The organism is Cupriavidus yeoncheonensis (genome assembly GCF_905397275.1).
In the GTDB taxonomy this organism is placed as follows: domain Bacteria; phylum Pseudomonadota; class Gammaproteobacteria; order Burkholderiales; family Burkholderiaceae; genus Cupriavidus; species Cupriavidus yeoncheonensis.
In genome coordinates, this window is sequence record NZ_CAJPUY010000016.1 from 118,594 (window position 1) to 131,208 (window position 12,615).

Here is a 12,615-nt window from a genome sequence, read left to right on the forward strand (position 1 = left end):
ACGTTTTCCTTGGGAAATCAGGTTGTGATGAAAGAGGGCGGGTGCGATCGGCGCTGTGCACAGGCGACCGCCATCGAAAAATCCCGGTTCGCGCGACACGCGGCGTGGATCATGGCGGCGCAAGAGGAGCGCGATGGGGCTAGTCTGGGTCTGCCGGACTCACTTGACTAGTGCAATGTTCTGAAGCCAATATTGCATGGAATGAAAACATATGATCTGAACCTGCTGCGCACGCTTGACGCACTGCTGGCTGCCGGCAGCGTCACCGGCGCCGCCGAGCGGCTTCACCTGAGCGTGCCGGCTACGAGCCACGCGCTCGCGCGCCTGCGCGAACTCACTGGCGATCCGCTCCTGGTGCGCGCTGGCCGGCGCCTGGTGCCCACGCCGCGTGCCGTGGCGCTGCGCGAGCCGGTCGCGCAGTGGATTGCACAGGCGGCGGCGCTGGTGCAGGCGCCGCGCGGGGACGATCTGGCGGCCACTGAACGCAGCTTCGTCGTGCGCGCGCCGGATGGCTTCGCGATCGCCTTCGGCGGTGCCCTCGGCGCCGCGCTGGCGGCAGACATGCCGCGCGCCCAGTTGCGCTTCGTGACCGAGACACAAGACGATGACGGTGCGCTGCGCGACGGTCGCGTCGACCTCGACATCGGTACGTTCAGGCCGCCAGAACCGGAGATCGAAGTGGTCGACCTGTTCCCCCAGGCGCTGATCGCGGTCGTGCGCGCCGGTCATCCGTTCGCCGCCCGCCCTGCAACCGCGCGCCGTTACGCAGCACAGGCGCACATTGACGTGCAGCGCCGCGCCGGGACGCCATCGGCAGTCGACGACGCGCTGGCCGCGCTCGGCCTGGCGCGGCGCGTCGTGCTCACCGTGGCGCACGCCAGCGCGGCGCCCGTCATCGCCGCACGGGGCGACTTCGTCGCCACGCTCAGCGAGCGACTGGGGCGGGCGATGGCGCCCGGCCTCGGCCTCGTGGTGGTGCCGCTGCCGTTCCTGCCGCGCGGCGAGACGGTGGTCATGGCCTGGCATCCGCGCCACGCAGCCGACCCGGCGCACGCCTGGCTGCGGCGGCAGGTGCCGGCCGCGATCGCTGCCTCCGGTGCCGCCCAGGGCTATCGGACGGTGTCGGCCCCTTCGACGTGACCCGTGGAGGGCCGGCGGCGCACGGCGACTGATGCGGGGCGGGTAGGCCAGCCGGATGCCGGCCGAATTCAGGCCGGGCGCGCGGCTTGAATTTACCCAATGGAGGTGCCGAAGCTACTTTCGTTGCCCCCGGAGACGAAAGGCCGTCAGCGAGGCTATCCCTTGTGAATGGCCTATCCTGAAGGAGGCATATTGTCCAGGGACGCAGACATGGACTGCCTGTGCAGTGCAAAAGAAATACAGAAAAAATTCAAAGCGATTTAACGCGGCCCCGTTGCTTATTCTCTGTTTGGATTAGAGGAGGTCAATGATGTGGCTCTATCGGGTCGATGAACCTCACCTGGGATCACTTCGAATACGGGAATGGCGCCGTCGGGTGCGCCATACGATTGGTTTGCTGGTGTTGTTGCTCGTCGGTGCCGTCGTGGGGCTGGCGCTGCTTGATCGATCAAACGCATCGCCCAGCACCAAAATGTTTGCGGCATTGTGGGACGGCATGAACCTTGTCACCACGCTCGGCGATTTCTCCGAATTTGATGATCGCAAGAAGGTGTTCATGCTGCTGGCCATGTTTGCGACCATGCTGGTCGGCGGCTACGCAGTTTCGAGGCTTACGGGCATGCTGTCAGGCGACGACGTGATGGCGTATCGCGAGAACAGGGCGATGGAGCGCAAGCTCGAAAGGCTTGTCAATCATGTCGTCCTGGTTGGCTTCGATGCGCTTGGCGAACTGGTGGCGGAACGATTGCGCGAGGCGGGTGAGACAATACTCGTCCTGGTAGCCGATCGGTACGCGGCCGAGCGAGCATGCGCTCATGAGCATATGGCCTTGCTTGGCTCACCTGGCGTATTCGATGAGGTCCTCAGGCTGGCACGGCTTGATTGCGCCAAAGCTCTTATCGTGACTGTTCGCGAGGCCGACAATAAGCTGGCTGTCACATTGATGGCTCACACACTGAATCCTGCACTCGCTATCGCCGTGCCCGGCGAGAATAGTTTACGGAAGAACCTGCTTGAGAGCGCCGGCGCGTCGGACGTTGTGCTCGGGGACGAGCTTGTCGCCAATGCCTTGGTGAGCAAGCTCTTTAGCAACATGATCCCGAGGGAATAAGTTCTGCGAGTGCACCGCTCCTGCGTTGTACGCCCGGACTTCGCAATCGCCCACCCTTGAACACAGGTCTCGCAGGGGCTATGGGAGGCGTTACGACGTGCCGAGGTGCGGATAAACGGAAAGCCTGTTCCCATGCACTATCTTTAGGGAGCACGCACAATCCACCTGGCCCGGGCGCACACTGGCGCACCCAATCCTGTGATGCAGAAGGAACATTCGATGGCTGCGTCGGCTTCGATTACAGAGATTCGTAGCGGCCAACAACCACGATGGCACATCGAGGATGGCACGGCTCGTCTTGAAGGGCACTGGACGTTTGACCAGTTGCATGCGCGTGGCGCCGTGGAGAACGAACTCAGGGCCATGGAGGCGGCGCGCTGGGATATCACCGGCGTGGAGCGGTTCGATACCGTCGGGCTACGCACCCTGGTCAGGCGCTGGCATCATGCGCTCCCGGCTGACCTGCAGTGCACGCAAGCACAGCGCGTGCTGCTGGAGCAGATTGTTGCCATCGGCGACGCCCCGGCCTTGCCCGAGCGGCGGCTGGTGCAGGAAACGCTGATCGCCATCGGGGAAGCACTGCTTGGGCCGTTCCAGCACGTTGGCGAATTCATTCGCTTGCTGGGTGGCTATGTCCTTGCCACGTTGGTGATCGTGCTGCGGCCACGCCTGCTGCCATGGCGGGAGCTTTCCGTGGAGACCTATCGGGCAGGTGTCACTGCGCTCGGCATCACGGCGCTGGTCGGGTTCCTGATTGGCATGGTGCTCAGCTACCTCTCGGCCCAGCAACTTCAGCAGTATGGCGCCAACATCTTCATCGTCGACTTTCTGGGCATTGCGATTCTGCGCGAACTGGGGCCCTTGCTCTGTGCCATCCTGATCGCGGGCCGGTCGGGTTCGGCCCTGACAGCGCGCCTGGGGGCGATGAAGCTGAGCCAGGAACTGGATGCCATGAGCGTGCACGGCATTTCCCATACCCTGCGCCTGCACTGGCCGATGATTACGGCGCTGACGCTGGCCATCCCCTTGCTGACCCTGTGGACGGACCTGCTTGCGCTCGCGGGCGGTGCCCTGGCCGCGTCCATGCAACTGGATATCCCGTTCGCACTGTTCATCGACCGCTTTCGTGACGTGGTTCCCGTGCGCCAGCTGTTTATCGGCCTCGGGAAGGGTCTGCTGTTCGGCCTGTCCGTTGGCATGGTCGGCTGCTATTTCGGCATCAACGTCCAGCCGGACAGTACCAGCGTGGGCACTTCGACGACAAAGTCGGTGGTGGCGGCGATCACGCTCGTCATTGTGCTGGACGCGATCGTGGCAGTCGGACTGTCGCTGGCGGGCAGGTAGCCGTGGCAGACCAGGCTTTCCCGGTTCGGCTGACCGGCATCTGGACGCAGTTTGGCGACAAGGTCATCCATCGGGATCTGGATCTCGATGTCGGGCCGGGGGAGGTGGTCGCGCTGGTGGGTGGCTCGGGCAGCGGCAAGACGACGTTGCTGCGGCACATGATGGGGCTGACTGAACCGGCTCGCGGCACAGTCGAGATCTTCGGCGAGCAGATTCAGTCTTCGCGGTTCCTGCGGCAGCGCCACCTGCGCGAGCGGTGGGGCGTGTTGTTCCAGTTCGGAGCCCTTTTCAGCGCCTTGAGCGTGCTGGAGAACATCATGGTGCCCTTGCATGAGCGCGGCGGCATGACGCTTGGGGAGATGCGCGACATTGCCTACCTCAAGCTGGCGCAGGTCGGCCTGAATCCGACGGATGCCGACAAGCGGCCGTCGGAGCTGTCCGGCGGCATGGTCAAGCGGGCTGCACTGGCACGCGCCATCGTGCTGGATCCGGAGCTGCTGTTCCTGGACGAACCCACATCCGGCCTCGATCCGGTTGCGGCCAGCGAGTTTGTGGAACTGATCCTCTCGATGCGCCACCTGCTCAGGCTGGCGGCGGTGGTCGTCACGCACGAGATCTTCCGCCTCGAGCCGATGATCGACCGGGTGGCGGTTCTGGCTGACCAGCGCCTGATCGCGAACGGGCCGCTGGAAGCTGTGCGGCAGGTCGACCATCCCTTCATCCATCAGTATTTCCAGACCGACAGGACATCCGCCACATGACAGGCGGGCGAGACAGGAGGCGATATGGAAAGCAAGACCTATGCGCTATTCACCGGCATCTTCTTCCTGGTGCTTGTCGCCATCGGGGCCGCACTGGCGGTGTGGATGGCGCGCGAACGCGGCGCCTACGGACAGAACCTGACCCTGGTCTCGTCGGAATCAGTGACCGGCCTGAACCGCGAGGCGCCTGTGCTGTACCGCGGCATCCCGGTGGGCAAGGTGGCCGACCTTCGGATCAATTCCGAGAACCAGAAAGAGGTGGTCATCGTTGCGCGGCTGACGCAGCCGCTCAGGCTCAGCGCAGCCACTCGCGCACGACTCGTCAGCCAGGGCATCACGGGACTGTCCAATGTCGAACTGGTCGATGAAGGCGGTGCAGGAGCCCTGGATCAGGACAGTGCCCGGATCCCGGTCGAGCAGTCGTCATTGCAGCGTGTGGGCGCGTCATTGCCTGAAGCGGTGGACGAGCTGCGGCGGCTGACTGCGACGTTAGCGGATACCTTCAGCCCCGCCATGCGCGAGGATCTGCACACGACCATGCACAATGTCAGCGCCGCTTCCGCCGAATTCCCGACCCTGGTCAAGTCGGCGCATGCCAGCATGGGTGGTGTCGACCGCCTGACCAGCGAATTGCGCAGCCTTGCCGCGGACCTGAAGGGGGAGATTCGCAGTGTCCAGGTCGAGGCCAATGGCGCGCTGTCCGGCATCAAGGACATGGCGGGGAACATGGACCGTTCCGCGGCGCGCATCGACCGCAGTGTGTTGCCGCAGCTTGAGCAATCGCTGCAGGGCGTCGATGAGCTGGTCAGTTCCCTGAACGAAATCGCGGTGCAGCAGCGGGACGACCCGCAGCGGCTCATCTTTGGACGCAAGCCGGGCAAGGCAGGGCCTGGCGAGAACGGATTCGGAGGTGGAATGTGACAGGCCCGACTCGATCCCTCCGGCTTCGCAGCGTGTTTGCGGCGATGCTGGTTTCATGCCTGCTGGCAGCATGTTCGAACGCGCCGACGAACGCGGTCCGGTGGTCTGTCCCGGCCGGCGAGCGGGCGCCAGTCGCGGCGCAAGGCCTGCCCTCGGGCCTCCAGATTCGCGTCACCGGGGCACCCTGGATCAATCAGACTGGCTTCTTGTACTCCCTCGACTACAGAGCCCCAGGCACCTTCGACAACTATGCACACAATCAATGGGTCGACCGTCCGCCGGTCCTGGTCGAGGACCTGATGCGACGGGCGTATGCCGCCGCGCAGGCGACGCCATCGGGATCGGCGAGCGCGGGCGGCGGTGCGGCTGCGCAGGTGGCGGCGCTCAGCGTGCGGCTGGTGGAGTTCGCGCAGCATTACCGTAGCCAGAACGAGAGCGAGGCCCGGGTCGCGGCCGTGGTGACGGTGAGCGAGGTCAATCCCGGCCGCGTCCGCAGCGCCATGTTCCAGGCCAGTGCATCGGCACCGAGTGCCGATGCCGCTGGCGGAGCAGAAGCCATGGCGCAGGCGAGTGATCGCCTGATCGAGCAGATCTTCGCGTGGGCGGCTGCCAGATAGGGGGCAGGAGTAGCGCTCGCTCAGGACCTGGACGGAGAGTTCACGGCTTTTCCGGATCGGCGCCACGGGACTGGGCAGATCTACGAGCTGGTGTCGCAATTGCGGGCGGAGGCTGGGCCGCGCCAGGTCGAGGGCGCGCGCATCGCACTGGCCGGGGATGGCGGCGGCCTGCACGGCGTGGAAGAAGCGGTCGCGTGCCTGACCATCCTTGGCAGATAGGCCATCCCGGCGGCCTGCCGACTTCAGCCTTCCGGCATGCGGGGGATGAACGGGCATTGCTCGATAACGCCGCCCCTGGCCTGGATGGCCGTGCCCTCGGCGATCTCCGTCCACACACCAGGCAGATCCACCAGCGGTTCCGACAGGACGAGAAAAGCGTCGTCGCCCGCTTCGGCAATGCGGGGGTTCTCCGGATAGAGCTCGCGCAGATGGCGGAACGAGTTGCTGTGGAACAGCGAGCGCGAGTCGGTCTCGCTGGAATAGCGTACGGCAACGAGCTGTTCCCCGTCAGTCGCGCACACCGTCATGTTCAGCGGATTCGCGATGCCGTGGCGATGACCGACGTCTTCGATCAGGCCCGCCATCTGCTGCAGCGCGGCTACCGGATTCCGCTCCAGCCCGTAAGTCAGCGCCAGGAAGAACATGACTTCCGAGTCCGTGGATCCAGTTGAGTTCCAGCACCTTGTAGCGCACCAGTTCGCAGATCCGGGTGGTGCCGTCCACGTGCGGGATGATCTTCAGCAGATAGCCCGGGCGGCGGGCCCCGCAACATGGCTTGCCAGGTCAACGACCTTCAGGTCGGAAAAAATGCTCTCCTGCTGCACGGGCCGCTCCCTGGCAGATGTGTGGTACCTCGCTGCCCCCGGTATTCGCTTGTCAATACATCGGCTGCGAACAGAGTCTAGGCTTTCATTGAGAATCCACAAGTAAAAATATCAGGAGAGATGCCATGGATGACACCACCGATAACGTTGCCGATCAACCTATCCTGCCGCACCATGTGATCCGTGAGTTCACCAGGGTGCTCTGGCATCTGCGCGCGGTGCTGCTGGCCCTGTTCCTCTTGTTCGTGCTGCTTGCGGTGGTCATGCACTATGCGGGCGGCGCTGTTGACGTGGCCACGCGCGCACCGGCTTCCGCCGGGCAGATCGCCTATTTCTGCGCCATCACGGCACTGACGATCGGATACGGGGATATCGTGCCCACCACCGAAACTGGCCGCGTCGTCGCGGTGCTGCTTGGCATGCTGGGCGTGTTGATCACGGGGCTGGTGACTGCGGCCGCGGTGTACGGGGTCCAGGCCGCAGCCCACCGGGCGGGCATCCGGCCGCGGTAACGATGCAGCCGGGGCATTCAGGACCGCCTGATGCAGATCCTCCCGACCTCCGTGCGCAAAGGCTTGCTGAACGGGCCGCCGATGAAGCGGACCGAGTAGCGGGTTTTCCTGATGCGGTGATCGTCAGGCGCAGGTCCGTCTGCGTACCAGCTCGCTCTGCAAGCTGGGCCGTTCAACAGCCTCGGCTTGCCGCTTGGTCGCGAAGAATCGCGATCAGGTTCTCAATCGCTTTGCACTGGATCTGCCAACCGGGAAATATCCATAAATCTCGATATGCCCAGCGCGCACCGCGATGGCGCGGTGCTGTCGACCGCCGGTACGACCCCAAGCGGCATTGTCCAAGTTTGCCGAACCCTGCGTACAACCCGTGACGGCTGCCCAATCGGTATCCGCCGTCATAAGCTGTCGCACAGGAGCGGCAATGCGCTGTTTCTACATGCTATTTCAAACTGGAGAGGACAATGTTAGTGCTCAAGGGATTTCATCATCTGACCCTCGGCGTGCGGCACGCGCAGGAGGATGTGGACTTCTACGTCAAGCTGCTCGGGCAGAGCCTCGTGAAAAAGACCGTGCTTCTCGACGGCGAGGACCCCATCTACCACCTTTACTACGGCAACGCGAACGGCGATCCGGGGACCCTGGTGACGTCGTTCCCGTTCCGCCAGCGCGGGGTCATGGCGCGTCAGGGGTCGGGCCAGGTGCGGGTCATCAACTACTCGGTCCCCACGGGCTCGCTCGAGTTCTGGCGCAGCCGCTTCGCTGCCATGAACGTGCCGTATGACAGCGAGATCGTCGAGCGCTTCGGCGAGCGTCGCCAGCGGTTCCAGCATCCATGCGGCATCGAGTTCGATCTCGTCGAAACGGATCTGGATCCGCGTCCGGCATGCGTGGCCAGCGATATCCCCGAAGCCCATGCCATCCGCGGCGTGCACAGCATCACGCTGTCGCTGCGGGAAGTCGCCGAGTCGATCCGCTTCATGAGCGAAGCGATCGGCTTCCGGAACGCAGGCCAGGCGGGATCCCACTACCGCTTCGAGACGTACACCGGCGGCCCGGGCACCATTGTCGAATTCCTGCATGAGCCGGACCGGCACCAGGGTTCGTCGATCTACGGCGAAGGCACGGTCCACCATGTGGCCTTCGCAGTGGACAACGTGGAACAGCAGGAGATCCTGAAGGAGAGAATGTTTGCCCTGGGCTATATCGATACGTCCGAATCGGTGCACCGCAACTACTTCCGCTCGATGTACTTCAAGATGCCCGGCGGCGTGATGTTCGAGGCGACGACCACCGACATCGGCTTCGCGATCGATGAAGCGCCCGGCCATTTTGGCGAGGAGTTCCAGCTCCCGCCGTGGCTGGCCGGTCGCAAAGACGAGTTGCTGGGGCGGCTCGAGCCCATCTCTGTATGACCTTGCCGGGGATCACCATGCATAAAACCAAAGTACTGATTGTCTTCTACTCGCGGAACAGTTCCACCGAGATGCTGGCCAAGGCCGTCGCCGAGGGGGCCCTCGCGGCAGGCGCAGAAGTGCGCATGCGGCGTGTGCGCGAGGTCGTCGGCCCCGAGGTCATGCGGCAGGCGCCGGGCTGGCTCGAGAACGCCACGGAGATGAACGCGAAATACGAGGCGCCGACCGAGGCCGATGCCGAGTGGGCCGACGCCATCGTGTTCGGCACGCCGACGCGGTTCGGGTCGATCTCGGCCGAACTCAAGGCGTTTATCGACGGGCTCGGCGGCCTCTGGTTCGCGGGCAAGCTGAACGGAAAAGTGGGCTCGGTCTTCGGCTCGACGTCCTCGCGCCACGGCGGCAATGAAGCCACGCTGCTGGCGACCTATGCGCCCATGGCGCACCTGGGCCTGATCATCGTGCCGCTGGGCTATGCCGACGCGGCGATGTTCAAGGCCGGCACCCCGTACGGCGCGACTCACGTCTCGCACCGTGACGCCGTCAAGCCCGACGACGATCACCTGGCGGTTGCCCGGTTCCAGGGCCTCAGGGTAACGACCGTTGCCCGTGCCTTGCACGCCCAGCCGCAGCCGGTAGCAGCCTGACAATAAAAAAGGCGGAGGCACGCAGTCTCCGCCTGATTCCTGCACCGGCACAGGCCGGTGACGCGATGGCAATCACTCAGGCCGGCGCCGTCACCATGCAGCCTCCCATGGCATCCATGCTGACGCGATCGGCGACAGCAAATTCTGTATCCCCGGCACTGAAGACGACCATGGACACGAGCACTGCGATCTTGTGATCGCAGTCTGTTTCCATGGCCGTCCTGAGCGCGTTATTCCGCAGCCCGGGCGTTACCCTGTCCGCGTGCGTGCGGACACACCGCGGGCGGATCGCCGATGAAGCCGCGCGCGGACCAGAGTTCCGGGAACGGGATCTCGTTCATGGTCGGCAGGAGCCAGGCAATGCCCTCGGTGCCGAAGTAGGCCGGCCGGGCGCCGAACGTGCGGCGCGTTGCCATCAGGTGCAGGTGCTTCCACGCGGAGAATCCCTCGGCGATATCGGCCAGCGTCTCGCCCAGTTGCTGCAGTTCCCGGTGCTCGTCCGGGTCGGCGTAGACGTCGCGCCACGCGTTCTCGACTGCCTGGTCCGGCGTGTAGGGCACACTGAAATCGCGGTCGAGTACCACCGCCGGCACGGCGAAGCCCTTGCGGCCCAGGTGGGCGAGTACGTCGTCATACAGGCTCGGCTCTGCCAGCGCCTTGCTGAGTTGTTCCCAGCGCTGCGGTTGCGGCAGGAAGTGCTGCAGGTGCTCCCCCTGCTTGATGCCGAGCAGGTAGACCATCTGCCGGTATGTCCAGCCCTGGAGGGCGGTGTCCTTGCCGTACTTCGGGCCAACGCAGGACAGGATGGCCAGCAGGTCGACAGGCGTCATCCACGCGATGGAGCGCCATGTGGCATTGAGCGGCTCGTGGTGGGCGACGACGCGCCGCAGCGTCCGGCAGGCCCCGGCCAGGTCATCGGCACGCAATTGCGCCTGCGCGGCGTGTATTTCCTTGATGATCAGCATCCAGTAAAGCTCGGACACCTGCGCCGATACGATCCAGGCGTGCTCGCCGGGATGATCGCTGACCGGGTGCTGCAGCGAGTGGAGCACGTCGGTCTGCAGCCAGTCACTGTATGGCGTATGCCCGGCTGGCGTTCCGGCCGTTGTGGGGGATGTGGGGGATGCGGTCTTGACGGTATCGTTCACGTTGGTCTCCTCGTGGTGGTGGGGTCAGGCAAGTTTTGTGGAACGGTGACGGCAGGGCCTCGAGCGCGTGGCGCAGGCCCTCGGCATGCGGGAAGCTGTCCGATGGCTGGCCGGCCATTACCACAGGCTCTCCAGCAGCGCATCCAGCTTCGTGCCGGGATCCTCGCCAAGGTCGCCGACCTCGGAGGGATAGTTCTGCCTGAGCAGGGCCGCCATCTCCGGAAGCTTCGCCCGATCGAAATCGAGGTCGCCGAGCCGGCTCGGCAGCTCCAGTGCGTCCACGGCTGCCTCGATGCGGTCAGCGAGGAATGCGGCGGGCGTGCGGCTGCCGCGGTCCGTGGAGAAAATCCCGAGCTTTCGGCCATAGGCGTCGGCGCAGGCGCGGATGACGGGCGCCAGCGCGATGCACGATGTCACGCTGTGCGGTACCCCGTACGTCCCGCCGAGGATGTGCCCGATGCGATGGCTCAGGCCGTAGGTGACCGAAGCGGGATAGAAGTAACACTGCCACGCGGCCAGCTGCAGCTGCAGCAGGTCGTCGGTCGACACGTGGCTGCCCGCGATGGCCTCGCGCGTTTCGAGCTTGCGCGGCCACTTCTCCAGCACGGCAAGGAAGCGCTCCACGCCGCGGGCCGCCAGGATGGCGTGAGGGTGATCCACGTCGACGCGGCGCATGCCTTCCACCGCATGGTCGATCCCCTTGATGGCCGAACTCAGCAGCAGCATGCGTGGCGTGTCGACGATCATCCGGGGATCGAGCACCACCAGCGCGGGTGTGGTTTCGCGCACGGCATAGCTGCGCTTGAACTTCTGCGGACCGTCTGTTTCCGTCACGCCGAAGTAGTGTGAGAACTCCGAACCCGACAGGGTCGTCGGAATCGCGGCAATCGGCAGGTAGCGGCCTGTCTGCTGGAAATGCTGGAAGGAGACTGCCTTTGCGGCGTCGAGTACGGAGCCGCCGCCGAGCGCGATGATCGATCCCGCATTGGCCTCGATGCATGCGCGCAGTCCGTCGCGCACGGCGAAATCTGGCACATGCGGCGGCAGGCCGGTGAAGGTGCCAACGCCGTCGCTGATGGCAGGCTGCAGGTGCTCGCGGTTCAATGCCTCGAGGAATTCCACCGTGAACGTTATCGGACGGCGGATGCCGTAATTCCCCATGGCGGGGGCGACGGCTTTCAGCACGTCGTGCCCCCAGACAATCTCTTCCTGCGGCAAGCATTTCAACTGGTTCATTCCACCTCTCCACCCTATTTTCGTATGCGATCGGGGCTCCGATCACGAGTAGGAAGATAGGCGAATCGCGTTCGCGCGTGCGCGCGGGATTGGGGAACGGAGCGTCCAGGAATCTGGACGCCGCACATCTGCGGCCGGGCGCCCCGTCGTTCATTGTTTCCGAACGAAGCTTTCAGTATTGCCATCTTCACAAGGCAGGGGACGTGTCTGATCCTTTCCACCGTTGCAACCCCATACGACAACGGAGACATGAAGATGGAGGCAATCCAGATAACCGAAGCGCTGATTCGCGGACGCCACAGCAAGCGCGGCTTCCTTGACCAGCCGGTGCCGATCGAGACCGTCAGGGACATCCTGTCGGTCGCGAAATACGCGCCGAGTTCGAGCAACACGCAACCGTGGCGCTGCCATGTGCTGACCGGAAAGGCCCGCGAGAAGATTGCGGGAGCCGCGGTCGAGGCGTATCGCGCCGCGCCTGAGGGCCTGGTGCCCGATTACCCGTTCTTTCCCAAGGAATTGCCGGCGCCATTCTCGTCGCGCTTCAATACGTTTCGCGGGATGCTGGGCGATGCGCAGGGCGTGCAAAGGTGCGATATCGCCGGGCGCCGCCGCGACGTCGAACGGCAGTTCCGGTTCTTCGATGCGCCCGTGGGGCTGATCTTCACCATGGACCGGCGCCTGGAATGGGCCAGCTTCATCTGTTACGGCTGCTTTCTCCAGAACATCATGCTGGCCGCGCGCGCGCGGGGGCTGGACACTTGCCCGCAGCAGATCTGGTCGCTGCAATCGGCGGTGCTTCGTGAAGGCCTCGACATTCCCGACGGCGAGATGATCGTGGCCGGCATGTCACTCGGCTATGCGGACAACAGTATTCCGGAAAACAACATGCAGCTGCGCAAGCTGGAACTGGACGAGTTCGTCTCGTTCGTCGACCGGTGACACGCG

General features: G+C 64.5%; 12 protein-coding genes and 2 pseudogenes. 11 read left to right on the top strand and 3 right to left on the bottom strand.

All coding sequences use genetic code 11. The features are described 5' to 3' along the window. The first annotated feature begins 201 nt into the window (after positions 1-201). The 7 genes and pseudogenes from KHO22_RS21625 to KHO22_RS32540 all read left to right on the top strand — a co-directional run. Positions 202-1,140, top strand: coding sequence for a LysR family transcriptional regulator (locus tag KHO22_RS21625; RefSeq protein WP_211949218.1), 939 nt, complete (start codon positions 202-204; stop codon positions 1,138-1,140). A gap of 307 nt (positions 1,141-1,447) precedes the next feature. Beyond that, complete coding sequence (locus tag KHO22_RS21630; protein WP_230426957.1) at positions 1,448-2,251, top strand: NAD-binding protein; 804 nt, start codon at positions 1,448-1,450, stop codon at positions 2,249-2,251. 219 nt (positions 2,252-2,470) lie between these two features. Beyond that, positions 2,471-3,595, top strand: coding sequence for an MlaE family ABC transporter permease (locus tag KHO22_RS21635; protein ID WP_211949219.1), 1,125 nt, complete (start codon positions 2,471-2,473; stop codon positions 3,593-3,595). A gap of 2 nt (positions 3,596-3,597) precedes the next feature. After that, on the top strand, positions 3,598-4,356 hold the full coding sequence (locus tag KHO22_RS21640; RefSeq protein WP_211949220.1) for an ABC transporter ATP-binding protein: 759 nt from the start codon (positions 3,598-3,600) through the stop codon (positions 4,354-4,356). 24 nt (positions 4,357-4,380) lie between these two features. Next, entirely contained in the window at positions 4,381-5,277 is an 897-nt protein-coding gene (locus KHO22_RS21645; protein WP_211949221.1) for an MlaD family protein, read from the top strand. A 206-nt stretch (positions 5,278-5,483) separates the two neighbouring features. Continuing rightward, on the top strand, positions 5,484-5,894 hold the full coding sequence (locus KHO22_RS21650) for an ABC-type transport auxiliary lipoprotein family protein (RefSeq protein ID WP_211949222.1): 411 nt from the start codon (positions 5,484-5,486) through the stop codon (positions 5,892-5,894). Positions 5,895-5,960: 66 nt separating this feature from the next. After that, positions 5,961-6,113: pseudogene (locus KHO22_RS32540) on the top strand (thiolase C-terminal domain-containing protein); the annotation flags it as partial. Between the two features lie 23 nt (positions 6,114-6,136). On the opposite strand, the pseudogene KHO22_RS21655 reads toward KHO22_RS32540, so the two are convergent. After that, positions 6,137-6,559: pseudogene (locus KHO22_RS21655) on the bottom strand (class II glutamine amidotransferase); the annotation flags it as partial. Positions 6,560-6,843: 284 nt separating this feature from the next. On the opposite strand from KHO22_RS21655, the gene KHO22_RS21660 reads away from it, so the two are divergent. The 3 genes from KHO22_RS21660 (at position 6,844) to wrbA (ending at position 9,286) form a co-directional block, all read left to right on the top strand. Next, on the top strand, positions 6,844-7,230 hold the full coding sequence (locus tag KHO22_RS21660) for a potassium channel family protein (protein ID WP_211949223.1): 387 nt from the start codon (positions 6,844-6,846) through the stop codon (positions 7,228-7,230). Positions 7,231-7,691: 461 nt separating this feature from the next. Next, entirely contained in the window at positions 7,692-8,642 is a 951-nt protein-coding gene (locus tag KHO22_RS21665; protein WP_211949224.1) for a ring-cleaving dioxygenase, read from the top strand. A 17-nt stretch (positions 8,643-8,659) separates the two neighbouring features. Beyond that, entirely contained in the window at positions 8,660-9,286 is a 627-nt protein-coding gene (gene wrbA, locus KHO22_RS21670) for an NAD(P)H:quinone oxidoreductase (protein ID WP_211949225.1), read from the top strand. 230 nt (positions 9,287-9,516) lie between these two features. On the opposite strand, the gene KHO22_RS21675 is transcribed toward wrbA, so the two are convergent. Further along, on the bottom strand, positions 9,517-10,434 hold the full coding sequence (locus KHO22_RS21675) for a tryptophan 2,3-dioxygenase (RefSeq protein WP_211949226.1): 918 nt from the start codon (positions 10,432-10,434) through the stop codon (positions 9,517-9,519). Positions 10,435-10,551: 117 nt separating this feature from the next. Further along, a complete protein-coding gene (locus KHO22_RS21680) occupies positions 10,552-11,670 on the bottom strand; it encodes an iron-containing alcohol dehydrogenase (RefSeq protein WP_211949227.1) in 1,119 nt (372 codons plus the stop codon). Between the two features lie 255 nt (positions 11,671-11,925). On the opposite strand from KHO22_RS21680, the gene KHO22_RS21685 reads away from it, so the two are divergent. Beyond that, positions 11,926-12,609, top strand: coding sequence for a nitroreductase (locus KHO22_RS21685; RefSeq protein ID WP_211949263.1), 684 nt, complete (start codon positions 11,926-11,928; stop codon positions 12,607-12,609). The last annotated feature ends 6 nt before the right edge of the window (positions 12,610-12,615 follow it).

Coding starts and splice junctions, on each gene's coding strand:
- KHO22_RS21665 (WP_211949224.1), top strand. CDS start 7,692: ATGTTAGTGCTCAAGGGATTTCATCATCTGACCCTCGGCGTGCGGCAC.
- KHO22_RS21645 (WP_211949221.1), top strand. CDS start 4,381: ATGGAAAGCAAGACCTATGCGCTATTCACCGGCATCTTCTTCCTGGTG.
- KHO22_RS21680 (WP_211949227.1), bottom strand. CDS start 11,670: ATGAACCAGTTGAAATGCTTGCCGCAGGAAGAGATTGTCTGGGGGCAC.
- KHO22_RS21625 (WP_211949218.1), top strand. CDS start 202: ATGAAAACATATGATCTGAACCTGCTGCGCACGCTTGACGCACTGCTG.
- KHO22_RS21630 (WP_230426957.1), top strand. CDS start 1,448: ATGATGTGGCTCTATCGGGTCGATGAACCTCACCTGGGATCACTTCGA.
- KHO22_RS21660 (WP_211949223.1), top strand. CDS start 6,844: ATGGATGACACCACCGATAACGTTGCCGATCAACCTATCCTGCCGCAC.
- KHO22_RS21685 (WP_211949263.1), top strand. CDS start 11,926: ATGGAGGCAATCCAGATAACCGAAGCGCTGATTCGCGGACGCCACAGC.
- KHO22_RS21635 (WP_211949219.1), top strand. CDS start 2,471: ATGGCTGCGTCGGCTTCGATTACAGAGATTCGTAGCGGCCAACAACCA.
- wrbA (WP_211949225.1), top strand. CDS start 8,660: ATGCATAAAACCAAAGTACTGATTGTCTTCTACTCGCGGAACAGTTCC.